Annotated in this window: 25 protein-coding genes, 1 pseudogene and 1 riboswitch; of the genes and pseudogenes, 17 read left to right on the top strand and 9 right to left on the bottom strand. The window is 58.3% G+C overall.

Annotation, left to right across the window (positions count from 1 at the left end):
* Positions 1-54 precede the first annotated feature (54 nt).
* Positions 55-155, bottom strand: a riboswitch (guanidine-I (ykkC/yxkD leader).
* Between the two features lie 276 nt (positions 156-431).
* Both BLQ41_RS12170 and BLQ41_RS12175 read left to right on the top strand, forming a co-directional pair.
* Entirely contained in the window at positions 432-698 is a 267-nt protein-coding gene (locus BLQ41_RS12170; RefSeq protein ID WP_090181143.1) for a hypothetical protein, read from the top strand.
* Positions 699-865: 167 nt separating this feature from the next.
* On the top strand, positions 866-1303 hold the full coding sequence (locus tag BLQ41_RS12175; RefSeq protein WP_090181146.1) for a hypothetical protein: 438 nt from the start codon (positions 866-868) through the stop codon (positions 1301-1303).
* A gap of 62 nt (positions 1304-1365) precedes the next feature.
* Here the strand turns inward: BLQ41_RS12175 and BLQ41_RS12180 are convergent, their stop codons facing one another.
* Entirely contained in the window at positions 1366-2475 is a 1110-nt protein-coding gene (locus BLQ41_RS12180) for an enoyl-CoA hydratase/isomerase family protein (protein WP_090181150.1), read from the bottom strand.
* Between the two features lie 132 nt (positions 2476-2607).
* Between BLQ41_RS12180 and ung the strand changes: the two genes are divergently transcribed.
* On the top strand, positions 2608-3303 hold the full coding sequence (ung, locus tag BLQ41_RS12185) for a uracil-DNA glycosylase (RefSeq protein WP_090181153.1): 696 nt from the start codon (positions 2608-2610) through the stop codon (positions 3301-3303).
* A 109-nt stretch (positions 3304-3412) separates the two neighbouring features.
* On the opposite strand, the gene BLQ41_RS12190 is transcribed toward ung, so the two are convergent.
* The 4 genes from BLQ41_RS12190 to BLQ41_RS12205 are packed head-to-tail and all read right to left on the bottom strand — an operon-like array spanning position 3413 to position 7463.
* Complete coding sequence (locus tag BLQ41_RS12190) at positions 3413-4459, bottom strand: AbrB family transcriptional regulator (protein WP_090181156.1); 1047 nt, start codon at positions 4457-4459, stop codon at positions 3413-3415.
* A complete protein-coding gene (locus BLQ41_RS12195) occupies positions 4452-5966 on the bottom strand; it encodes a tripartite tricarboxylate transporter permease (RefSeq protein WP_090181158.1) in 1515 nt (504 codons plus the stop codon). Before BLQ41_RS12195 ends, BLQ41_RS12190 begins: the two co-directional genes overlap by 8 nt.
* Position 5967: 1 nt before the next feature.
* Entirely contained in the window at positions 5968-6426 is a 459-nt protein-coding gene (locus BLQ41_RS12200; RefSeq protein WP_090181160.1) for a tripartite tricarboxylate transporter TctB family protein, read from the bottom strand.
* Between the two features lie 59 nt (positions 6427-6485).
* Positions 6486-7463 carry a Bug family tripartite tricarboxylate transporter substrate binding protein gene (locus tag BLQ41_RS12205; protein ID WP_090181163.1) on the bottom strand — a complete coding sequence of 326 codons (978 nt, stop codon included), beginning with the start codon at positions 7461-7463 and terminating at the stop codon, positions 6486-6488.
* A gap of 404 nt (positions 7464-7867) precedes the next feature.
* On the opposite strand from BLQ41_RS12205, the gene BLQ41_RS12210 reads away from it, so the two are divergent.
* Positions 7868-8539: a response regulator gene (locus BLQ41_RS12210; protein WP_090181166.1), complete on the top strand. Its 672-nt coding sequence runs from the start codon at positions 7868-7870 to the stop codon at positions 8537-8539.
* Entirely contained in the window at positions 8532-9920 is a 1389-nt protein-coding gene (locus tag BLQ41_RS12215) for a sensor histidine kinase (RefSeq protein ID WP_090181169.1), read from the top strand. The genes BLQ41_RS12210 and BLQ41_RS12215 overlap by 8 nt, the downstream gene beginning before the upstream one ends.
* Positions 9921-9956: 36 nt before the next feature.
* Here BLQ41_RS12215 and BLQ41_RS12220 read toward each other — a convergent pair whose 3' ends face one another.
* Together BLQ41_RS12220 and ygfZ are read right to left on the bottom strand one after the other, a co-directional pair.
* Entirely contained in the window at positions 9957-10778 is an 822-nt protein-coding gene (locus BLQ41_RS12220) for an HDOD domain-containing protein (protein WP_090181172.1), read from the bottom strand.
* 35 nt (positions 10779-10813) lie between these two features.
* The gene (gene ygfZ / locus BLQ41_RS12225; protein ID WP_090181175.1) at positions 10814-11755 is read right to left on the bottom strand and encodes a CAF17-like 4Fe-4S cluster assembly/insertion protein YgfZ; all 942 of its coding nucleotides are present in this window, start codon (positions 11753-11755) and stop codon (positions 10814-10816) included.
* Between the two features lie 149 nt (positions 11756-11904).
* On the opposite strand from ygfZ, the gene BLQ41_RS12230 reads away from it, so the two are divergent.
* Positions 11905-12159 (top strand): FAD assembly factor SdhE, encoded by a 255-nt coding sequence (locus BLQ41_RS12230; RefSeq protein ID WP_007944081.1) that lies wholly within the window; start codon positions 11905-11907, stop codon positions 12157-12159.
* Complete coding sequence (locus BLQ41_RS12235; protein ID WP_090181178.1) at positions 12143-12595, top strand: protein YgfX; 453 nt, start codon at positions 12143-12145, stop codon at positions 12593-12595. Before BLQ41_RS12230 ends, BLQ41_RS12235 begins: the two co-directional genes overlap by 17 nt.
* Here the strand turns inward: BLQ41_RS12235 and BLQ41_RS12240 are convergent.
* Positions 12564-12755, bottom strand: a pseudogene (locus tag BLQ41_RS12240) (L-aspartate oxidase); the annotation flags it as partial. The gene BLQ41_RS12235 and the pseudogene BLQ41_RS12240 overlap by 32 nt on opposite strands.
* A 43-nt stretch (positions 12756-12798) precedes the next feature.
* Here BLQ41_RS12240 and BLQ41_RS12245 point away from each other — a divergent pair.
* From BLQ41_RS12245 to BLQ41_RS12275, 7 genes are all read left to right on the top strand, one after another.
* Positions 12799-14226 (top strand): tyrosine-type recombinase/integrase, encoded by a 1428-nt coding sequence (locus BLQ41_RS12245; RefSeq protein WP_090181181.1) that lies wholly within the window; start codon positions 12799-12801, stop codon positions 14224-14226.
* 53 nt (positions 14227-14279) lie between these two features.
* A complete protein-coding gene (locus BLQ41_RS12250; RefSeq protein ID WP_090181184.1) occupies positions 14280-14855 on the top strand; it encodes a BRO-N domain-containing protein in 576 nt (191 codons plus the stop codon).
* Between the two features lie 193 nt (positions 14856-15048).
* On the top strand, positions 15049-15585 hold the full coding sequence (locus BLQ41_RS12255) for a hypothetical protein (RefSeq protein ID WP_090181187.1): 537 nt from the start codon (positions 15049-15051) through the stop codon (positions 15583-15585).
* Positions 15586-15748: 163 nt separating this feature from the next.
* Positions 15749-16081, top strand: coding sequence for a hypothetical protein (locus BLQ41_RS12260; RefSeq protein WP_090181189.1), 333 nt, complete (start codon positions 15749-15751; stop codon positions 16079-16081).
* A gap of 305 nt (positions 16082-16386) precedes the next feature.
* Positions 16387-16782: a hypothetical protein gene (locus tag BLQ41_RS12265; protein ID WP_090181194.1), complete on the top strand. Its 396-nt coding sequence runs from the start codon at positions 16387-16389 to the stop codon at positions 16780-16782.
* A 56-nt stretch (positions 16783-16838) separates the two neighbouring features.
* Positions 16839-17852, top strand: a complete 1014-nt coding sequence (locus tag BLQ41_RS12270) for a hypothetical protein (RefSeq protein WP_090181196.1) — start codon at positions 16839-16841, stop codon at positions 17850-17852.
* A gap of 381 nt (positions 17853-18233) precedes the next feature.
* Positions 18234-18788: a hypothetical protein gene (locus BLQ41_RS12275; RefSeq protein ID WP_090181199.1), complete on the top strand. Its 555-nt coding sequence runs from the start codon at positions 18234-18236 to the stop codon at positions 18786-18788.
* Between the two features lie 308 nt (positions 18789-19096).
* Here BLQ41_RS12275 and nadB read toward each other — a convergent pair whose 3' ends face one another.
* Positions 19097-20704, bottom strand: coding sequence for an L-aspartate oxidase (gene nadB, locus BLQ41_RS12280; RefSeq protein WP_090181201.1), 1608 nt, complete (start codon positions 20702-20704; stop codon positions 19097-19099).
* 557 nt (positions 20705-21261) lie between these two features.
* On the opposite strand from nadB, the gene rpoE reads away from it, so the two are divergent.
* The 3 genes from rpoE to BLQ41_RS12295 are packed head-to-tail and all read left to right on the top strand — an operon-like array spanning position 21262 to position 23423.
* On the top strand, positions 21262-21843 hold the full coding sequence (gene rpoE / locus BLQ41_RS12285) for an RNA polymerase sigma factor RpoE (RefSeq protein WP_007944079.1): 582 nt from the start codon (positions 21262-21264) through the stop codon (positions 21841-21843).
* Between the two features lie 30 nt (positions 21844-21873).
* Positions 21874-22461: an RseA family anti-sigma factor gene (locus BLQ41_RS12290; protein WP_090181203.1), complete on the top strand. Its 588-nt coding sequence runs from the start codon at positions 21874-21876 to the stop codon at positions 22459-22461.
* Positions 22462-22469: 8 nt separating this feature from the next.
* On the top strand, positions 22470-23423 hold the full coding sequence (locus BLQ41_RS12295) for a MucB/RseB C-terminal domain-containing protein (RefSeq protein ID WP_090181205.1): 954 nt from the start codon (positions 22470-22472) through the stop codon (positions 23421-23423).
* Positions 23424-23580 lie beyond the last annotated feature (157 nt).

Below are 23580 nucleotides of genomic sequence, written 5' to 3' on the forward strand. Positions count from 1 at the left end.
CTCCAGTTGATCAAGGGCGGGCAGGAGTCAACGCGGCACCGCGAACGGTGGCTTGTCTCCCGGGCTTTTGTCCCGCCGTGTAACCTCAACTGGAGGTCGCCAACTCTCGGACCAGCCACTCGCTTAAGCGAGCCGGAACCCTAGTCAGCCATTGCAAATTGTGGTGCCGCGAACCTGTGATGACTCCTGCACGGGATTACTAAAGCGAGAGCCGTGCCAAGTCGGCTGGAGCGCTCTAGCGTGGGAGATTGGGCGATGGGCGCGGTGAATAGGGCGAGGAGGGTGCTTTGTGATGGTGCGTGGGTGCACCGCAATGGATCGGGCCGGCCACTGATCCGAAGGTCCGCGCCACTCGGCACTCGGCCCGGCATTGCCAGTCAAAAGTGGTGTCAGCCGGCTTGTTGCGGTTGAGGGTCTTTCAGGAGGCCGCCATGTTTCGTCGACTGTTGTTGGGTATGGTTCTCGGTCTGGGGTTGGCCGGCTGCTATTACTACGCCGGCGGTTACGATGTGTATTCCGCGCCTTATTACTACCCCGGCTATTTACCCTATTACTACCCTGGCTATTCGCCCTATTACTACTATTACGGCCCCCGTTACTACTATGGCCCCCGTTTTTACGGCGGCTATCACTATTACTATTGGGGCGGGTACGGGCCACGTCATTACGGAGGTGGATACCACGGTGGCCACCACTAATCAGCGCATGAATAGGTGAAAAACCTTTCATCGGCTACTTGTTTCAATGTGTTTCAGAAACGCACCAGATTTCGAAATCGATGTCTGATCTATCGACAGTCACCGAATAATTGACTGTCGCCTGCCAGCGTCGCTGGTATGGCTCACTCGCGGTCCAGGAGGCCGCCATGCTCTGTCGAAAACGGATCAAACGAATTCTTCTGATTGCTGTATTGGGATTGTCTCTTGGTGCGTGCGTACCCTATTCCGATGGAGGAGCCAGCTACTACCGTTCCGAGGTCTACACCTCGCCAGCGCCAGTCTATTATTCCGGTGGCGACGGCTACTACAGCCAGCCGCGTCGTTACTACGCGCCACCGGCCCGGTATTACCAGCCAACCCCACGGTATTACTACCAGCCGCGGGTTTATCAACCGGCCCCCCGCTATTACCAGTCGCAACGAGGCGACTACCGGGGCCATCAGAATCACGATAGGGACGGCGGTAACCGCGGTGGCTGGAACAACGACTACCGTGGCGATGGTGGACGCAATCACGGTGGACGAGGCGACCATGATGGTCGCGGCGATCATGGTGACCGAGGTGACCGAGGTGGTCGCTGGTAATTCTTGACGAAAAACCTTCAGAAAAGCGGCGCATGATGCGCCGCTTTTTTTGTGCCCGAATTTCAGTACTCGGAAAGGTCCGCCAGCGGATGCCGACCTTCCCAGACCTTGTGAAAATGCGCTTCCACGACCGCTTCAGGCACATTGATGTCTTGCCAGTGCCAATGCGGTTTCTGGTCTTTGTCGATCAATCGCGCTCGAACTCCCTCACTGAACTCCGGATGTCGGCAGCAGTTGAGGCTGATCGTGTATTCCATCTGGAAAACCTGAGCCAGCGACATATGCCGGGCACGGGCGATCTGTTCCCACACCAGATGAGCAGTCAGTGGCGCGCCTTCGCTCATAGTCTTTGCGGCGCGGCTAAATAGCAGATCCGTGCTGTCGCGCAGATGGCTGATGGCTTTCCAGGCGCAGGGCACATCGGCAACGTCCAGCAGTTCGTCGATTTGCTGGCGTCGCGGCAACCATTGCGCTTCGGGCATTTGCGCGACGGCTTCCTGTTGCAAGGCCTTGAGCAGACTGTTGAGCTGCATCGGTGTCTGTTCTTGCCAGTTCAATTGCAGCAAGCCTTCGATCAGCTCTTGTTGCTGTTCATCGAGCAGGAAACGATCGGCCAGGTCCAGATCGATCGCATCACGACCGTTCATGTGCGCCCCGGTCAGCCCCAGGAACAACCCGAGCTTGCCGGGCAGGCGTGACAGAAACCAACTGGCGCCGACATCCGGATAAAGGCCGATACTGATCTCGGGCATCGCCAGGCGACTGCTCGGCGTGACAATGCGGATGCTCGCGCCTTGCAACAACCCCATGCCGCCGCCCAGCACGTAGCCATGCCCCCAGCAGATCAGCGGTTTGGGATAGGTGTGCAGATTGAAGTCCAGGCGATATTCCGCGGCAAAAAAGTGCGCAGCCAACGGCGGGACTTCCCCCGGATGCGCGCGACAGGCTTCCACCAGGCTGCGCACTTCGCCGCCGGCGCAGAAAGCCTTGGCGCCGTTGCCGCGCAGCAGGACGCAGACAATTTGCGGATCCTTGGCCCACGCGTCCATTTGGTCGCGCAGGGCGTTGATCATCGGCAAGGAAAGCGCGTTGAGGGACTTTTCGGCATCCAGGCTGGCGATGCCGATGCGGGCGCCGTCGGTGCCGGTGAGTTCTTCGAAGTGCAGATTCATCGTGACCTCGATAGGGAAATTAAGCGTTCAGTATGATCGCTGTACAGGAAAGTGGCGGATCTGCGTCAGATCAATTGACAACCATGGTCAGCTTTCCTAGGGTTCGCCCCATTGTTTTTGCCGGATGTAACCATGACTGCTGACGACCGTATCAAACTCGAACCGAGCTGGAAGGAAGCGCTGCGTGCCGAATTCGACCAGCCTTACATGGCAGAGTTGCGTAATTTCCTGCAGCAGGAGCGCGCGGCGGGCAAAGAAATTTACCCCCCTGGACCGATGATTTTCAACGCGCTCAATTCGACGCCGCTGGATAAGGTCAAAGTCGTCATTCTCGGCCAGGACCCGTACCACGGCCCGGGCCAGGCCCATGGGCTGTGCTTTTCGGTGCAACCGGGCGTGCCGGCGCCGCCTTCGCTGGTGAACATCTATAAAGAGCTGAAACGCGACCTGAACATCGACATCCCCAATCACGGTTGCCTGCAAAGCTGGGCTGACCAAGGCGTGCTGATGATCAACACCACCATGACCGTGGAGCGTGCCAACGCCAACGCCCATGCCGGAAAGGGCTGGCAGCATTTCACCGACCGGATTATTGAAGTGGTCAGCGAGCATCAGCCGCATCTGGTGTTTTTGCTGTGGGGCGCGCACGCCCAGAGCAAGCAGAAACTCATCGATGCCACCAAGCATCTGGTGCTGACTTCGGTGCATCCGTCACCGCTGTCCGCCTATCGCGGCTTCCTCGGTTGCGGGCATTTCAGCCGGACCAACAAGTATCTCGAGCAGAATGGCGAGACGCCGATCGAGTGGCGGTTGCCGCCCGTGGCGTAAAGATTGTTCCCACGCTCTGCGTGGGAATGCCTCAACGGACGCTCCGCGTTCGGCTTTGGATGGACGCAGAGCGTCCAAGGCTGCATTCCCACGCAGAGCGTGGGAACGATCAGTGTAAGGGCTGTTCCGGTTGCCGGTTCCAATACCTGAACAATGGCTCCGCCAGAAACAACACAAACAACAGCCGCATCACCTGCATCGCCGTGACCAGCGGTACGGACAATTGCAGGGTTTCTGCCGTCAGGCTCATCTCCGCAATCCCGCCGGGCATCATGCCCAGGGTCAGCGAACGCAGATCCAGATGGGTCAGCGCACTCAAGCCCAGTGCCGCTGCTGTGGCGATCAACATCGTCAGCACCGTGCCAATCAAGGTCCGCCCCATGAACGACGGTGCGCGCCGGAAAAACTGCCGATTGAAGTGACAGCCCAACCCGCTGCCGATCAGCCATTGACCGATCTGGCTGCCACCATTGGGCAAGCCGATGTGCAAATCCCAACCAATGCTCACGGTCGCACTGACCAGTAACGGCCCGAACAGCCAGGGATTGGGTTGGCGCAGACGTTCCCAGATCAAGGCCGCTAACGCGCCGGCCGGGAACAGCAGGGCCAGCAGCCACCAGTTGACCTCGGTGGGATGCAAGACCGGCGCACCGTAACCCAACAAATACTTGAACGCCGCCGGCACACACAGCACCACGACCAATACCCGCAGACTTTGTCCTGCCGCAACCCGGCTAAGCACCGCGCCATTACGCGCGCCGAGGTTGACCATCTCTCCGGAGCCGCCCGGCATGCTGGAAAAGAATGCAGTGGCGCGATCTTCACCGGTGCGCCGCATCAACCAGACCCCGACCACGGCGGACAGGCTGGTGATCAACGCACCACAGAAGATCAGGCCGAAGTGACTCAGCACCTGCTCCATTACGATCGGGGTGAAATGCAGGCCGATGCCGATACCGACGATCCACTGGCCGCACTTGCGGCCGCCGGGTATTTCCGCCAATTGCCAGGGGGTCAGGCAACGCACCAGGATGATCGCCAGCAACGAGCCGACCATCCATGGCAACGGCCAGCCGACGAGGCTGGCGAGGTAACCGCCCAGCGCGCCGACCAGCGGCGTACCCCACCAGGCGTTGAAGGGTGTTCGATCAGACATCGGCGATAGCGCGACGCGCAACCGACCGTTTGCGCCAGATCCGCAGAATCGGCATCAACAGCATGATCGCCGTCAGCACCCAGACACCGAACGTGATCGGGCTCGACCAGAGGATCTCCAGCGCACCGTTGGAAATCGACAGGGCGCGACGCAGGTTCTGTTCCATCAAGCCGCCGAGGATGAAACCCAGCAGGACCGGCGACAACGGGAAGTCCAGCTTGCGCAGGATGTAACCAAAGATACCGATGCCGATCATCAGGAACAGGTCGAAAGTGGTAGCGTGCACCGCGTAGACGCCGATCCCGGTAATGATCGCGATCACCGGCACCAGCGCCCAGTTCGGCACGGCGAGGATGCGGGTGAAAATGCGGATCATCGGGATGTTGAGGATCACCAGCATGACGTTGGCGACGAACAACGAGGCGATCAGGCCCCAGACGATGTCAGGTTGTTGCTGGAACAGCAGCGGGCCGGGGGTGATGTTGTACAGCGACAGCGCGCCGATCATCACCGCCGTGGTGCCCGAACCTGGAACGCCGAGTGTCAGCATCGGCACCAGCGCACCGCAGGCTGCACCACCGATGGCGGTTTCCGGGGCGGCGAGACCGCGCATGTCACCTTGGCCGAAAGTGCCCTTGGCGCCGGCGATACGCTTCTCGGTCATGTAGGCCACGGCGCTGGCGAGGGTCGCGCCCGCACCCGGCAACACGCCCATGATGAAGCCCAGCAGACCGCAACGGATGTTCACCACGAACACCGCCGAGGCTTCCTTGAAGTTGAACATCATGCGCCCGGTGGCTTTCACCGCTTCCTGGCCGCGATGGGTCTTTTCCAGCAACAGGAGAATTTCGCTGATGGAGAACAGGCCCAGCACCAGCACCACGAACTGAATGCCGTCAGTCAAATGGATGTTGTCGCCAGTAAAGCGGTAGACGCCACTGTTGGCATCGATCCCCACGCTCGACAGGAACAGACCGATCAGCGCTGCGATAAAGGTCTTCAGCGGTCGGTCCCCGGCCATGCCGCCGAGACAGACAATCGCGAATACCATCAGCACGAAGTATTCCGCCGGCCCGAAGGCAATCGCCCATTTCGCCAGCAACGGCGCGAACAGCACCATGCCGCAAGTAGCGATGAACGCTCCGATGAACGAACTCCACGCCGACAACGACAAGGCCACGCCGGCCAGGCCTTTGCGCGCCATCGGGTAACCGTCCAGGGTGGTCATGACGGTGGAGGCTTCACCGGGGATGTTCAGCAGGATCGAGCTGATACGACCGCCGTATTCGCAGCCCAGGTATACCGCCGCCAACAGGATCAGGGCCGACTCCGGTGGCAGGCCCAGGGCGAACGCGATCGGGATCAACAGCGCCACGCCATTGATCGGGCCCAGGCCCGGCAACAGGCCGACAACGGTGCCGATCAGGGTGCCGCAGAGCGCGGTCACCAGGTTGTATGGGGTCAGCGCCACGCCGAAGCCCTGACCCAAATAGCCAAGAGTATCCATATCAGTTCTCCAGAACGTCGAGTACGCCCAAGGGCAGAGGCACGTCCATCAACTTGTCGAACAGCAGGTAAAGACCGATGGCCATCAGGCTGATGATCACCGCGCTCGGCAGCCAGCGGCCGCCGTACAGGCGAGCCATGGGAACGCCGATCAGGATGCTGGAGACGATGAAACCAAGGGGTTCGAAGGTGCCGGCGAACACCAGCAACAGCACCACGCAGATGCCGATCTTGATCAGCGTTTCACGGTCCAGTTTCGGGTCGTCGTCGCTGTGGATGATCGGCGTTGGCCGAAACACCATGTACAGCAAGCCGAGCCCCATCAGGCCCAGCATCAACAGCGGAAACGCGCGAGGACCCACCGGTTCGTAGGAAAAAGCGGCCTGGTACGGCCACGCCATCAGTGCCAGGCCAACACAGGCCAATAACAGCACCGAAGCAAAAATGCGTTGTAAGAGCATGGGAAACTCCTGTGCCGCGACCCCGCAGGACGGGGGCCGCGGCCGCTAGACAGAGGCGATCACTGAATCAGGCCGAACTCTTTGGCCAGCACTTTGTAGTCCGCGACCTGCTTCTTCACGTAGGTGTCCAGCTCTGGGCCGGTCATGGCGAACGGGAAGAGTTCGCGCTGATCGCGCAACTTGGCAAAGTCTTCGGACGCCAGCAGCTTGTCGAAAGCGTTTTTCCACCAGGCGTAGTCTTCGTCGCTGACCTTTGGCCCGAGGTAGAAGCCGCGAACCACTGGCCAGACGATGTCATAGCCTTGTTCCTTGGCGGTCGGAATGTCTTTCATTTCCGGCTCGTCCAGGCGATTTTCGGCGAACACGGCCAGCAAGCGCATGTCGCCGCTCTGGATGTGCGGCATCGAGTCTGAGATGTCGGTACTGCCGACCTGGATGTGACCACCGAGCAGGGCAGTGGCGATTTCACCGCCGCCTTCGAGGGCGACGTAACGCAGATCTCGCGGGTTGATCCCGGCCGCCTTGGCGATCAGTGCGGTTTGCATCCAGTCCTGGCTGCCGACGGTGCCGCCGGAACCGATCACCACTTTGCTCGGATCTTTCTTCAGCGCCTGAACCAGATCGTCCAGGTTCTTGTAAGGCGAATCGCTTTTCACCGCGATGGCGCCATAGCTGGTACCGACGGCAGCCAGCCAGCGCACGTTGGTTTCATCGAAACGACCGAACTTGCCCTGGGCCAGGTTCAGCAGTGAACCGCTGGACCACGCCACCAGCGTGCCGGCGTCTGCCGGGCGCTGTGCAACCACCGCGTTGTACGCCACCGCGCCGACACCGCCGGGCATGTAGGTCACGCGCATCGGTTTGGTCAGCAGCTTTTCGTTTACCAGCGCGCTTTGCGCCAGTTTGCAGGTGAGGTCGAAACCGCCACCAGGCGAGGCCGGAGCGATACATTCAGGGCGTTTTGGCTCGGCCATCAGTTGGCCGGCGAACAGCATGCAGCTGGCGGCGAGGGCGAAACGGCGCAGTGATCGATTCATTGTTGTCTCCACGGGAGTTTTTGTTTTTGGGGATGTTTCAGATGCGGCGGTTTCGCGTCGTGCAGCCGGCAACGGCGCAGGCAAGCGTCAACGATGGGAATCGGGAGGAAGGGTGGGGCGGGTAGGTCTCAAGCGCGATGCGCGGCATGGTGCAGTACCTCTGTTTATTGTTCTTATTGGCGAAAACGCTTCAAGGCGTTTTTCGGGAGCTACGTTCAAGCACGTTTTCAAACTACGATTGGACGGTCTGCAGTCGAAACCCTCCGTGGGCCGACTCTAACGACCCAACCTTTCGCTAACCTTTCAGTGGACTTTCACTGTTTTGCGGCTTCACAGCAGCGGATGCGGCTGTAAACTCCGCGCCAAAGAATGGCGTCGAACATCCCTGAATGAGGTAAAGATCCATGCGTGTTCTGCTCGTCGAAGACCATCTGCAGCTCGCCGAAAGTGTCGCCCAGGCGCTCAAGAGCACCGGGCTCACCGTGGATGTGCTGCACGATGGCGTGGCGGCCGACCTGGCTTTGGGCAGCGAGGAATACGCCATGGCGATCCTTGATGTCGGCCTGCCGCGCATGGATGGTTTCGAAGTGCTGGCGCGCCTGCGGGCCCGGGGCAAGAACCTGCCGGTGTTGATGCTGACCGCTCGCAGCGACGTCAAGGATCGGGTGCACGGCTTGAACCTGGGCGCCGATGATTACCTGGCCAAACCGTTTGAGCTGACGGAGCTCGAAGCGCGGGTCAAAGCCTTGTTGCGCCGCAGTGTGCTCGGTGGCGAACGTCAGCAACGCTGTGGCGTGCTGGCGTACGATCTGGACACGCGACGCTTCACCCTCGGCGAAGAACTTCTGACCCTGACTTCACGCGAACAGGCCGTGCTCGAAGCATTGATCGCCCGGCCTGGTCGTGTAATGAGCAAAGAGCAACTGGCCTCTCAGGTGTTTGGTCTGGATGAAGAAGCCAGCCCCGATGCGATCGAAATCTACGTCCACCGCCTGCGCAAGAAACTCGACGGCCAGCCAGTCGCCATCGTGACTTTCCGCGGCCTCGGCTATTTGCTGGAAAGCCGCGATGCATAAGCCCAGCAGCCTGCGCTGGCGGTTGTTGTGGAACCTGGCGCTGTTGTTGGTGGTGTTAATGCTGGCCAGCGGTTTGAGCGCGTACTGGAATGGTCGCGAAGCCGCGGACACCGCCTATGACCGGACGTTGCTGGCGTCGGCGCGGACCATTGCCGCCGGCGTGTCCCAGCGCGACGGCAGCCTCAGTGCCGACGTGCCTTACGTGGCCCTCGACACCTTCGCTTACGACAGCGCCGGGCGGATTTTCTACCTGGTCAACGACATCAATCAGAAGTTGATTTCCGGTTACGAAAACCTGCCGCCGCCGCCGCCGGGAACCCCGCGCACCGATGACTATCCCGCACTGGCGCGTTTCTACAACGCCAAGTACCGGGGGCAGAACGTGCGTGTGGTGAGCTTGCTCAAGCCGGTAAGCGAGCCGAACATGAATGGCATGGCTGAAATACGCGTGGCCGAAACCGACGAAGCCAGGGTGGCGATGGCCCGCAGCCTGGCCGCCGACACGCTGCTGCGTCTGGGCATGTTGGCCATCGGTGCTTTATTGATGGTGTGGTTTGCGGTCAGTGCGGCGTTGCGTCCACTGGAACGCTTGCGCACGGCGGTGGAAGAGCGCCAGCCGGACGATCTGCGGCCGTTACCACTGGTGGAAGTGCAACACGAGTTATGGCCGCTGGTGCGGGCCCTCAATCACTTTACCGAACGCCTGCGTGGGCAATTCGAGCGACAGGCGCAGTTCATCGCCGATGCCGCCCATGAATTGCGCACGCCATTGGCCGCTCTGAAGGCGCGACTTGAGCTTGGTTTGCGCTCGAATGAACCCGATACCTGGCGCAGCACCTTGGAAACCGCAGCCCAAGGCACTGACCGTCTGACGCATTTGGCCAATCAATTGCTCTCGTTGGCACGGGTAGAAAACGGTGCCCGGGCGATTGCCGAGGGCGGGGCGCAATTGCTGGACCTGAGTCAGTTGGCTCGAGAGCTGGGCATGGCGATGGCGCCATTGGCTCACGCGCGCGGCGTGGCTCTGGCGCTGGAGGCGGATGAGCCGGTGTGGATGCGCGGGGAGCCGACGCTGTTGAACGAACTGCTGAGCAATCTGGTGGACAATGCGCTGGCGCATACACCGCCGGGTGGCAATGTGATTCTGCGGGTTACGGCACCAGCGGTGCTGGAGGTCGAGGATGACGGACCAGGCATTCCCATTGATGAGCGGGATCGCGTGTTCGAGCGCTTTTACCGGCGAAATCAGCAGGTGGCCGGCTCGGGGTTGGGCTTGGCAATTGTCGGTGAGATTTGTCGCGCACACCTGGCGCAAATCAGTCTGCACGATGGCGAATCGACGGGTTTGAAAGTTCGGGTGAGTTTTATTGCGGGAGAGTGATGGCGCCCTTAATGGCCCCATCGCAAGCAGTCCCGACTAGTAAAACATCGACCGCGACTCTTCCAGGCTCCGGCACATTGACTCGTTCTGCGGATCGATCCCCAATTTCTTGAAGGCTGGCACGCTGAACGCATCGATGCGAGCGATGGGATGGTCGGTGTCTTTATGGCAATACAGGCTTGCAACCTGGACCAGATCGACATAATCGATCCGTTCGGACTCGCGTTTGAAATCCAGATACAGGCCCGGCAGTTGCACCAACATTTCCGGGAATTCCCAGACCCTGAGCAGTTTGTCGCCGATCAGCGGATGAATCTGGTCAATCACATGGTTGAGGCTGACCGGGTCCGACAGCAATTCATAATGGTCTTCGGCGTAGGTCAGGATCGGCAATACGCCGATCTGATGCACCAGCCCGCCGAGCGCCGCCTGATCAGGTTTGAGTTGTGTGTATCGGCGGCACAGCGCGTAGCTGATACCGGCGATTTCCAGGCTTTTGCGCCAGACATCGCGCATTTTCTGCTCAACCACTTCGGATCGGGCATGGAAAATCTGCTCCATCACCAGACCGATCGCCAGATTGCTGCTGTAGTTAACGCCTAGACGCGTGATTGCCGTGTGCAGGTCAGTCACTTCTTGAGTCGCGCGCAGCAGTGGGCTATTGACCACTTTGATCAGGCGCGCAGACAGCGCGGTATCGCGACCGATCACTTTGCTCAGGGTACTGACACTGACTTCCGGGTCTTCGGCAGCCTTGCGAATCTGCAGGGCCACTTCCGGTAAAGTTGGCAGAACCAGGTCATCGTTATCGATGGCCTCAACCAAATCCTGTTGGACCTTATCCGCCAGCTCGCTCATCTATTTTCTCTAGGGTGTTGCAACAAGTGCTGCAGTTAGCGCTGGATTTCGCGATCGCGATCCAGTTGATAAGGCAGGTCAAGCAGGTACAGGGCAGGCCCTTCGAGCGCGCCCAGATGAATATCGCCACCTTCAGCTGCTTCGGCTTGCAGCACCGCCAGAAGTTCAATGTTTTGCGGGCCATTGGCAGCCAGCACCACTTCGCCAATGGAACTACCGTGGGTTGGTGAAAATAGTTGCGTGCCAGGCTCAGGCAATTCGCTGGCATCCAGTGTCAGGCGATACAGGCGGCGCTTGAGTTTGCCCAGGTACTGCATGCGCGCAACGATTTCCTGACCGGTGTAGCAGCCTTTCTTGAAGCTGACGCCACCGACGGCTTGCAGGTTGAGCATTTGCGGGATAAACAGCTCACGGGTACTCGGCATGACCTGGCCGATCCCTGCGCGGATCTGGCCCAGCAGCCATTGATTCAGACTGCCTTCGGCCAGCTGTGCGGACAACTTGCCCTTGATCGCATCGGCTTGATCGGCGGCAACCCACAGTTCGGCGCGTTCCGGCGAGACTCGAATGGCGATCAGGCCGTCATTGCGCACGACGCTGTCGGTGTCGGCCGGCAGCTCAAGTCCCAGGCTGATCAGCGCGGCGTCTGCATGCTCAAGGCCGAAGCGGACCCAGGCAGCGCTTTCATCCGTCAACTTGGACTTGGAGAACACGGCGTACTTTTTCAGGTCCGCCAGCTGCGGCTCCAGCAGCTCGGTGGCCATGGCCATCAGCACGCCGTCACCTTCGAGCAGGATGCGGAAACTGGACTGCATGCGCCCTTTTTGCGTGCAGCGAGCGCCTAGACTGGCTTGGGTATCGCTCAGGTAATTGAGGTTGCAGGTCAGTTGGCCTTGCAGGAATTTGCTCGCATCCGCGCCGCGGACGGCAAGAACGCCTTCATGAGACAGGGTGCAGAAAAAAGCAGAATCGGCCATGGGTCATCGCAGGGTAAAGAGTCTGGGGGACATCATAAGGGGGCGCTCTTGAAATGGGTAGTTCACAAAGGCTTGAACATGCCCGACCAAAGCCGGCTGTTCGAGCGTGCCCGGGGCTGTATACTTGCCGCCTATTTGAGGAGCGCTCCATGGTCGAAGATGTTGAACTGAATCGCCTCTACTGGCACAGCCGCCGCGGCATGCTTGAGCTTGACGTGTTGCTGGTGCCGTTCGTGAAAGAGGTCTACCCGCACCTCAATGACGTCGACCGCGATTGCTACCGCAAGCTGCTCGAATGCGAAGATCAGGACATGTTCGGCTGGTTCATGGAACGCGCCGAGTCCGAAGATCCGGAGCTTCAGCGCATGGTTCGCATGATCCTGGATCGTGTCCAGCCCAAGTAACGCGTTCGAATGCCGCTGGCATGCCTCACGGCAATTGCTGGCGGCTTATGTCTTGGCCCAGCTGTTCGCGCTGGGTTCGCTGTTTCTTCTTTCGATACCCGTCTGGGTCAGTTTGCCTGCCTTCGCGCTGTGCCTGGCGCATGGCAGCTGGCTGCTGCCGCGACAAATTCTGCTGACACATCCGCAAGCATTCCGCGGTTTGCGTCGCGATGCCGATGGCTGGCAATTGTGGAATCAGGTGGCGGGCTGGCAGTCCGTGCAACTGCGACCGGACAGCCTGGCATTGCCATTGATGGTGGTCCTGCGATTTCGTCTGCGAGGCGAACGCCGCGTCAGGTCACTCTGCGTCCCCCATGACTCGCAGGCGGCGGATGTCCATCGCCGCCTGCGGGTCCGACTCAAGTTCAGTCGACGTAGGTGGGCGGCACCAGAATAGTGTCCAGGGCGACGGGCAGCATGTTCGGGTAGTCGAGGGTGTAATGCAGGCCGCGGCTTTCCTTGCGTTCCATCGCTGACTGGATCATGAGCTCGGCGACCTGGGCCAGGTTGCGTAACTCGATCAGATCGCGACTGACCTTATAGTTGCTGTAGAACTCGACTCTATGAGGCTAAACCCAATGGATACAGGGGTTTCAGCCGATGACCATCAACCAACGCTCCCAAACTGGGACAAACCTGTTACAAACTGCCCTCGCCAAGCCGTACCACTATCGCCGGTCTGGTCGCTATTACCTTCGCCTTCGACCTAAAGGCACCGCTACGGGCTTCTTCACGCTTTCACTGAGAACCACCGACAAGGCCACCGCAATGACGCTCTCTAAGGACATCATCAAGACACTCGCCCGATTCCACCTCGACCAGCCTGAGGCTACGTGGGATGACCTCAAGGAAGCCCTGAAGGTGATCGCTGAGGAAGCCTTGTCGATGAGCCATAGCGATGAAACGCGGAGCCTGTACATGGAGGTCTACGACCAGATGTGCAATGACCTTGCTGAGGCTGCCTCCGTTAAGGGCTTCAATAAGGACCAGCATCGGGCCGTAGGGATGGGGCAACGGGTTCTCAGGGCTGCTCAGGAGAGACTTGAGGGTCGCCCATCGGAACTCGTGGGGCTCGTTGAGGAGCTGTCTTGTAGCACGCCAGTGCCCCTGTCTCCGTCCCTATCTGTATTACCAATTCAGCCTTTGACCTTCAAGACTCTCTCAGGGCTCTACATGGACGAACTCAAGGACAACGTCGAGGCCAGCACCATGCGGGACGTAACGTCCACCTGTAAGGTTATTGCTGAGATTCTCGGTGACTTGGACATGAAGACCCACACGCGGGAGCACATGAAGAACCTCAGGGACAAACTCCTTGAGGATCGCAAGCCGTCCACCGTGAAGAAGATCTTGACCCGACTGTCTACTGTCATGAATTGGGCTGTGAATAACGATTACATCCCAAGGGCACTGACAGATGATCTGAAGCCATCCAAGGGCACTGATAGCGCCCGTGAGGCGTTCTCTCAGGATCAAGTCAAGGCCCTGATGGCTCACGCTAAGGCCCTCCCAGTAGACTCATGGCAGCGCTGGGCATTGTCCCTTGGGGTAATCGCTGGGACCCGTATCGAGGAGCTTCGACAGTTGACCAAGGCTGACGTTAAGCAGGTCGCTGGTGTCTGGGTCATCGACATCAACAGGAACGATGGCAAGACAGCCAAGACCAAGAGCGCTTTGAGGGTCATCCCGTTGACCGATGGGGCCTATGGGTTTGACCTTCAGGCGTTCCTTGAGTTTGTCCCTGAGAAGGCTGACAGCCGTTTGTTCGCGCTGGGTGGTGGTCAGTTCTCTGCGTTACTAAATGGTGCCCTTCGAGATGTCCTGAGCCTAAAGGCCGACCGAACCCAGACCTTCCACTCGCTACGTCATTCGCTGGCGGGCGCCTTGAAGACCGCTGAGATTCCTGTGGGGACCGCTGAGTCCATCTTGGGGCACGCTTCGGGGTCGATCAGCTACGACCTGTACGGGGCTGGCGCGTCTGTGGAGATTGGCCGTATGGCCGAGGCGCTGAAGACCGCCTTACTCTGAGGTTATGAAGGGTCTGCCGCTTGCGGTGGACCTGCTTTGAAAAGCGTAATTTCATGGGCATCGAGCTGGATGTCCTCGTGGGTCACCCTGAGCACGAGCTGATCTTTGTGGGCATCCAAGTGGCTAAAGCCGCTGGTCTGCGTGACTACTCGGGTAGCGTTATGGCCTACCGCCAATCCAAGGTAGGCAAGGATGGCCCCCGCTTCACCATTGCGAGCTTCATGGAAGAAAGTTCCATCAAGGTCCCTGAGGACTACCGGGGCCAGCGTCTACGGTCCACTACGGCAATGATGACTGAGCCTCAGACATACCAGATGCTCCTTAGAGGCAACTCACCAGCCTCTGAGCCCTTCCGCAAGTGGGTCACAGAGGAAGTCCTCCCGACCATCCGCAAGACCGGCTCTTACAAGGCTGAGGAGTCCACCAACCCTATCGCACTGGGTCTCATGGATGAACTCAAGGCCCTTCGGGCTGACTTTGCGGAACTCAAGCTGCTGATCCAAGCGATGCCCACTCAGGGCGCTCCTGTGGTCACCGTCAAGAGCCCTTACGAGGGCGTCACCAAGGGCACGGTCTGGTATCACAAGGACCTCCAAGCGATCCGCAAGGCTGGCGACACGCTGAAATAAGGCGTTCCTACGTCGATTCTGAGTAACTCGCTGGGTCCTCGCCTTGCTGCCTTCACGTAGCGTCGTGGTGCTGAAGGCTGTTCCTGGCTGAATCTGTGACGAATCCCTGAGATGCCCCGTGTTTGCTGGTCGAAAGTCCGTTGTCGTTAAAAACCCTCACTGTTGCGACCACACACAACTTTGAGGAGATCCAATGACCAGTTACAACCCTGCTCAACACGAAGCCATCACCACCGCCGTAGCCGAGACCCCCAAGCGTGGCCGAGGCCGACCGACCAAGATCATCAACAACCTGTTCCAAGGCTTCATAGGACCACACACGTACTGGGGTCAATACCCCAAATTCGCTATGGACATCCTTGCGGGCATCGCTCGGCTTGACTGGCATGACCGTGCTATCGGCGTAGGCGGCTCATCTAAACCGTTGTCCGTTAAGCGCCTCGTTGCGATCCTCTCGGAACTTGAAGTCGTCTCTGCGGCCACCGTCATGACCCAATACAGGTTGGGTCTTCGACAAGCGCAGCGATACGTGAAGGCCATTGAATTGGCAATGCCGTACCTCCTTAAGAGCCGACCCGATGGCCTGAGCTACGAGATGTGTTATGGCTTCTTGAGGGACTCGACCCGGCCTAACGACTGGGAGGACCAACTTGAGCCACCGAGCCCAGAAGTCCTCGCAAAGCTGCACCACGACCTGAGAACACTGGGTGCTGAAAGCGCCTCTGATTAAATGCCGCATACTATTAAAGAACTCAACGAGCCCTGAAGGACCAACGGAATCGACCAGATAACAGAACGCTTATCGACCATTCTCAATGAGGAGATGAATTTTGATTTTATTAATCATCTTCCCTTCAAGGGCTTCTTAAAGAACAACTTCAAGGAGAACTCTCATGACCAACTCCATCACCTGCCCAGCAAGCTCACAGCTCTCTGAGATCGACCTCGACACCTTGTCTCTGATCTTCACCAAACCTTTACGAGGTCAGCTCATGGGTCTACGGAACATCCTGAGTTCTCGCAACGCCTCCTTTAGAACCTACGAGGCTGGGACGGTCACCTTCGACATGGACGCCATGCTTCGTGAAGTGTCCTTTAAGTGCTCCTCGATGGCTGCTCAGAAGCTCTCGGAATTGGTCGCCAAGGGTCTCTGCCTTCAGGCCATCGCTTCGACCCCGTTGAGCATTCCCTTGACGGGAACTGAGCGAATCGCACTCAGGACTTGAAGGTTCCGTCAAGGGACGTTTAAAAACCCTCACTATTGTAGACAGACACTCAGCGATCAGAAAAAAGATTTCTGTGTCGTCGTTAGCTGCTCGCCAGTTGCTCCAACGACCGTCGCCACGGTTGCCCTCAAAGATGCCCGCTCAGGTCCGCCATGTCCTGATCCAGCGTTAGCCACATAACCCAAACCAAGAACCTTTTGATCGACCTTGGAAGATGCCCATGCGGCTCCCTCCTTGCCGTCTTGTCGTGCGCGTCTATGGCGCCAAGGTCGATCAAAGGGTCACCTCACAGGAGATCCACCACCATGCTTATCAACATCACCAAAGTCCTGAAGAACGAAGTAACCGTGTACGGCCAAACCATGAACCGTGAGTACGTAGAGAACATCTTGCTTCCCATTCTGGTCGCCCAATGCGGCTCCGTCCGTGGTCGTCAATTCGAGGTCGTTAAGGCGTTCGATGAGGCCGGTCTGTCGCTCGATGCGATCCCCGATGTCGCCCGTGAGTACCGCCAAGACCAGCACGCAAAGGCGACTGAGCGAGCCCGTCAACAAGCTGAGGCTAATGCTCATGCTGAGCGCTGTCGTGAAGCTACGCCCCGTGAGCTGGCTCAAGCGAAAGCCGACAGGGAAGCCCGTGCTGAAGCCATCCGTGAGCAAAGCGCTCGTGTCCGTGCTGCCTCCCGTAATTCTGGCTGGTAGTAGCCAGCACCTCGACACCCAACCACTTCATTCATTAACTCAGGAGCACCATTCCCATGCGAGTACCTAACCAATACGTCAAACCTTCGACCTACACCACTGCCATTATCAACGATGGCAATGAGCACTTGGCCGGGTCGATCCAATTCAACACCGCTGATGTCCGTAGCGATACCCTCGCGGCCACCGATGTGTCCGTCTATGTGCAAGCCCTCGTGGAAGCCGCTGAGGACCACTTGAACGGTGATGATTGGCGCGAAGCTGCCATGGAGGCGACCCCTTGCGAATTCCGTCCGGCTGGCTCTACTGCCACGGGTCAGCAAATCATTACGATGGCTGATCGTACCGTCACCTTCGACCCTCGTAAAAACTGGGATAACCAGACCATCAGCAAAGGTGCAGTCCTGGCCGGTTCTGTGATCTTTACGGAGCCAACCGATAAGGCATTGGCCATCAGTCACCGGGTCACCATCCTCGACCATAACCTGATGGCTGGCTTCACCGAGGGCTCCATGGCCCAGACCGCTGACAAGATCCTCCGTGATATTGAACTCAGTGCTGCTGGCAAGATCGCTGCAATCCTGTCGACTGCCCCAAGCACCGAGAGCTTCTCTGTGGCCAAGCCAACCGGCAAGCCTGTAGAGATCGCTGAGGACCTCATCGACACCTTGACCATGCACATCAACCAAACCGTGGGCACTGAGCTGAGCGACTTCGTGGTCCTGCTGCCTGTCTCTCTGGTAGCCGTTCTTAACCGTGCTGCTCAACGAGCTGGCGTAGGTGACCTTGAGGACCTCATTGGTGCCTCTGTGCAGCCTTACAGCGGTACTGACTATGGTCTGTTCCTGTTGCCCAAGCTGTTCACCTCGCTGAGCTACCGCGAAGGCCGTGACGGCAACGTTTGGAAGATCCAAGCGACCCGCAACGGTGCCCATCAATGCTGGGACCTTGAGATCATGGCTGTCGTGGACATCGTGGCTAACGGCAAGGTCAAGGTGAAGCTGACTGCTGATGGTCTTCAAACTGACACGGTAGCCTTTCCGATGATTACCAACGTCAAGCTGACCTGATCGCTTGATCTATGAGAGCCCCGTAAGACCGACCCAATGAGGGATCGGCTGGGGCACCATCCAAGGAGGAGACACCGTCCATGAACCGCAACGCCAAGAATCACCTACAGCTCATCCTACGGTTCCTCCTCGAAGGGAAGACCCTCAAGGAATCGTCAAGGCTCTATTGGGCCTTCAAGTATGACAAGCGTAAGCGCTATCGAGAGAGAAGTAGGACGGCTCAAATCTGAGCTGACCGCTACACCACCTATCGCCCGTCGCTGGGCATCACCTACGAAAGTCTTTCTGTTTGTTCTCTGAGCCACTGTCAGTACCCGTCATGGGGTCTTTCGGCTGCCCGTGGGAGCGAACTCAGAGAGCAAACAAAAGGAAACCATGAACATGTTGATCACCAACCAAACCGAGATGCTGCCTATCGACATCAAACACAAGCACGCTGGTCATCTGATAGTCATCGAAGACAAGCCGTTCAAGGCCAACGATGCTGGCATGTGGGACCTGACTGAAATCTGGCAGGCCCTCAAGTTGCCCAAGACGAAACGACCAAGCCGGTGGCGCGACAAGGATGCCAAGGCAATGGAGCGTATCCATAATTTGGACACGGTAGGCGAGGGTGCCACTCCGACCACCAAGGCAACGAAAAGGGCCGCGTTGAAGTACGCCGCATGGGTCTCCCAAGAATTCGAGACGATGGTCTATGACGCCTTCGAGGCGATCCTTGAGATGCCCGAGGTCGCCTTACTGGTGGCCGACAAGATGCGCAGCATGGGCAACGTCCATAGCGCTGCCATCCTTGAGCGTAGTGTCTTCAATGACCGCTGTGACTGGAGCGTCAAGCCTCCACACAAGAACACCCAGAAGGGCCTACGCGCTGCTGTAGCGAAAGGACACATTACCCCAGCATGTGCTATCAAGCTCGGCCTCAAGGCCATCTAAACGAACCCTCAAGGAGAGCCCAATGGACCACTTGCAGGCCCTCTACTGGGTCTGCGTGGCTGTCCAAGTGGTCTTCTGGCTTTACGGGCACCTCAAAGGACCCTGACGGAAAAATACAGAAAATTTGGGAATGACCACCTCATTGCATCTACAGGCTCAGGTTCCCCCGTGTGGCCTCGCGTAGGCGCTCAGGCGCGATAGGGACCCTCGCAGGCGCACCATAAGGACCCCAGAGGCTGGGACAAATGTGCGCCAAACCTGTTACAAAACCCAGTCAAACGATGTACGCTGAGGGCTCCTAACGTGCCTCATTTGTCGGGTGTAAGGATCGTATCCTTCGCCTCTGGCAGCATCTCTGGATAGTCCAGCGTGTAGTGCAGACCCCGAGATTCCTTGCGTTCCATGGCAGATCTGATCATCAGTTCCGCTACCTGAGCAAGGTTCCTCAGTTCAATCAGGTCTCTGCTTACGCGGTAGTTGCTGTAGAACTCGTCAATCTCGTCCAGCAACAATCGCACCCGATGCTGCGCGCGTTGCAAGCGCTTATTGGTGCGCACGATACCGACGTAGTCCCACATGAACCGCCGCAATTCGTCCCAGTTGTGCGCAATGATCACGTCTTCGTCGGAGTCGGTCACCTGGCTCGCATCCCAGACGGGGAGGGCGACAGGGGCCGAAACCTGCGGCAGTTGTTCAAGAATGTCGGTCGCCGCCGAGCGGGCGTAAACGAAGCACTCCAGCAGCGAGTTGCTGGCCATGCGGTTGGCGCCGTGCAAGCCGGTGAAACTGGTTTCGCCAATGGCATACAGTCCGGGCACGTCGGTGCGACCGTTCTGGTCGACCATCACACCGCCGCAGGTATAGTGCGCCGCCGGAACCACCGGGATCGGTTGCTTGGTGATGTCGATGGAAAACTCGAGGCAGCGTTCATACACCGTCGGGAAGTGCGACTTGATGAATGCTTCGGGCTTGTGGCTGATGTCCAGGTAGACGCAGTCGACCCCCAGGCGCTTCATTTCATGGTCGATGGCGCGGGCGACGATGTCCCGTGGAGCCAGTTCGGCGCGCGGGTCGAAGCGCTGCATGAACCGTTCGCCATTAGGCAGCTTCAGGTGAGCACCTTCGCCGCGCAGGGCTTCGGTGATCAGGAAACTCTTGGCTTGCGGGTGATAGAGGCAGGTCGGGTGGAACTGGTTGAACTCCAGGTTCGCCACCCTACAGCCCGAACGCCAGGCCATGGCGATGCCATCACCGCAGGCACCGTCAGGGTTGCTGGTATAAAGGTAGACCTTGGCCGCGCCACCCGATGCGAGGATCACGAACCGTGCGCCGTAAGTGTCGACTTCGCCGGTGCCGCGATTCAACACATAAGCGCCCAGGCAACGATCGCCTTCAAGGCCCAGGCGTTTTTCGGTGATCAGGTCAATGGCAACCCGCTGTTCCAGCAGTTCGATATTCGGCCTCAGTCTGGCCTGGGCGAGCAAGGTTCTGAATATCGCCGCGCCTGTGGCATCGGCAGCATGAATGATCCGCCGATGACTGTGACCGCCCTCGCGAGTCAGGTGAAATTCGAATCCACCGTCCTCTGTGCCGGATTGTTCATCACGGGTAAACGGTACGCCTTGGTCGATCAACCATTGAATCGCCTCTTTACTGTGCTCGACGGTAAAGCGCACGGCGTCTTCGTGGCACAGGCCACCGCCGGCATTGAGGGTGTCGTCGACGTGGGATTCGACAGTGTCGGTGTCATCCAGAACGGCGGCGACACCGCCCTGGGCCCAGAACGTCGAGCCGTTGGCGAGGTCGCCTTTGCTCAGTACGGCGATACGCAAATGACCGGGTAAGGTCAGCGCAAGGCTCAAACCGGCAGCGCCGCTGCCAATGACCAGAACATCATGTTGAAACTGTTGGCTCATTTCAGGATTCCGCTCAAAGCGACCCGGGTCGGGGTTGGCGCAAGACTCCTGGAACGGAGAGTCGAGGCAGCCACACAGCCCACTAGTATATAGAGGGGGGGAGCGGCACAATACCCGAGCGCATATGGCATTGTGAAACTACTGTGACGGAAAATATCTGACGCTTCGTCGGATGGTTTTTCCACCGGTTTGGCGACAAGGGGACTGTATCAACGATTTAACAGTCTTTTTCTATTCACGGTTGCACAATGTCGCTTTCGCCCGGCTATAAATATTTGGAACTTTTGCGGAAGGCTCAAGATCAATAGACGGTGCCTGAAAAGAAGGACAGTGTCGGCTTCAGGATGGGACGTGCGGTTGGTCCTTCCTGGCGGATCCGATGACAAGATTATTCGCGCAGCCGGGTCATGCCGAGCTGCGCTTTTCGTGCGTGCCAAATCAGAGCCCGCAGGAAACTTGCTTGGAGGGGGAGAACTTTTGCGAAAAGCCCGAGTCTATGTTTGCAAGTCTGGTCGTTTAGTTATGCAAGCCTCTTCCGAGCTTATCGAGGAGTGTTCATGCTAACCCAGGAAGAGGATCAGCAGCTCGTCGAGCGCGTTCAACGCGGCGACAAGCGAGCTTTCGATCTGCTAGTGCTGAAATATCAGCACAAAATTCTCGGGTTGATCGTGCGTTTCGTGCACGACACCCATGAAGCCCAAGATGTGGCACAGGAAGCCTTTATCAAGGCCTACCGCGCACTTGGAAACTTTCGCGGAGACAGCGCGTTTTATACGTGGCTTTACCGCATCGCCATCAACACGGCGAAGAACTATCTGGTTTCACGCGGCCGTCGGCCGCCGGATAGCGATGTCAGTTCCGAAGATGCAGAGTTCTACGATGGCGATCATGGCCTCAAGGATCTCGAGTCGCCAGAGCGTGCATTGCTGCGGGATGAGATCGAAGGCACCGTCCATCGAACCATCCAGCAACTGCCAGAAGATTTACGTACGGCTTTAACTTTACGTGAATTCGATGGTCTGAGTTACGAGGACATTGCAGCCGTCATGCAGTGTCCGGTGGGTACCGTGCGCTCCCGGATTTTCCGCGCTCGGGAGGCCATCGATAAAGCCCTGCAGCCGTTGTTGCAGGAAAACTGAGACAGCGGCGATAGCCAAGAGAGGAACGCCATGAGTCGTGAAGCCCTGCAGGAATCGCTGTCCGCAGTGATGGATAACGAAGCGGACGAACTGGAATTGCGTCGGGTATTGAATGCCTTTGACGATGTCGAAACCCGTGAAACCTGGGCTCGTTATCAAATCGCTCGGGCAGTGATGCACAAGGATTTGCTGCTTCCACGCCTGGACATCGCCGCGGCAGTCTCTGCTGCGTTGGCTGACGAAGCCGTGCCGGCAAAAGCCTCTCGCGGTCCATGGCGTAGCCTGGGTCGACTGGCCGTCGCTGCTTCGGTGACCGTTGCCGTGCTGGCAGGTGTTCGTCTTTATAACCAGGACGAGATCGCTGGTGTTGAGCTGGCACAGCGTTCCAGTCAACAAAGCCTGGTCGCTCCTCAAGTTAAAGGCCCAGCCGTATTAGCAGGCTACAATGAGAGTTCGGATGCCACTGGCCCTATGGCCAACGGCGTATTGCAAGGTCAGCCAGGTTGGCACGATCAGCGTCTGCCAGGTTACTTGCGCCAACATGCTCAACAGGCTGCACTGAAAGGTACTGAAAGCGCTCTGCCTTACGCTCGTGCAGCGAGCCTGGAAAACCGTTAAGGAGGATCATGCGCGCCATACCTCTACTTTCGCTTCTGCTCGGTGGCTGGTTTGTTGTTCCAGCCCATGCTGATGAAGCCCAGGACTGGTTGACACGCCTGGGCCAAGCCGAGCAACAGCAAAGCTTTCACGGCACTTTTGTTTACGAGCGTAACGGTAGTTTTTCTACCCATAACATCTGGCACCGCGTCCAGGATGGCAAGGTCCGAGAGCGTTTACTCCAGCTCGACGGCTCAGCGCAGGAAGTCGTGCGCATTGATGGGCATACTCAATGCGTCAGCGGCACCCTGATCGCAGGGCTTGGGGATTCCCCCAGCTCCGCTGCTCGTTCACTCGATCCACAAAAGCTAAAGAATTGGTACGACCTTGCCGTGATCGGCAAGTCGCGTGTGGCTGGACGGGCGGCAGTGATCGTTTCACTGGTACCCCGTGATCAGCACCGATACGGCTTTGAACTGCATTTGGATAAAGAAACCGGCTTGCCCCTCAAATCATTGCTGCTGAATGAGAAAGGGCAATTGCTGGAGCGATTCCAGTTCACGCAACTGGACACCGATGTACCGCCAGAAAGTGAATTGCAGCCGGGCCCCGACTGTAAGGCTATTGCCCTCGATACCGACAAGGCTTCTGCCGCCAAGGTTGCGCAAGTCTGGCATTCGGACTGGCTACCGCCAGGTTTCGAGTTGACCAGCAGCAATGCCCGCAAGGATCCTGAGACCAAAACCCAGGTCAACAGTCTGATGTATGACGATGGTCTGGCGCGCTTCTCGGTATTTCTTGAGCCGTTGAACGGTGCGACTGTCACCGACACCCGGACACAGCTAGGACCAACCGTCGCTGTGTCCCGGCGCTTGACGACTCCTCAAGGCGAGATAATGGTGACTGTGGTCGGCGAGATTCCGATAGGTACTGCCGAACGGATTGCGCTGTCCATGCGCACCGATGCCACTGCAACCAAGTAGTGAGCTGATACCGAAATGTTTGGTGAGCATTTCAATTTGCAAAAAAACCTGAATTTTTCTATAGGTCAGAGCCTCACGGCTCTGGCCTTGTTTTGTTGTTCCCGGAACAAAAATACCGGCGTATCTTTCCCGGTGTTCCTTGCTCCATATCGCTTAA

It is taken from the genome of Pseudomonas arsenicoxydans, assembly GCF_900103875.1.
Lineage (GTDB): Bacteria > Pseudomonadota > Gammaproteobacteria > Pseudomonadales > Pseudomonadaceae > Aquipseudomonas > Aquipseudomonas arsenicoxydans.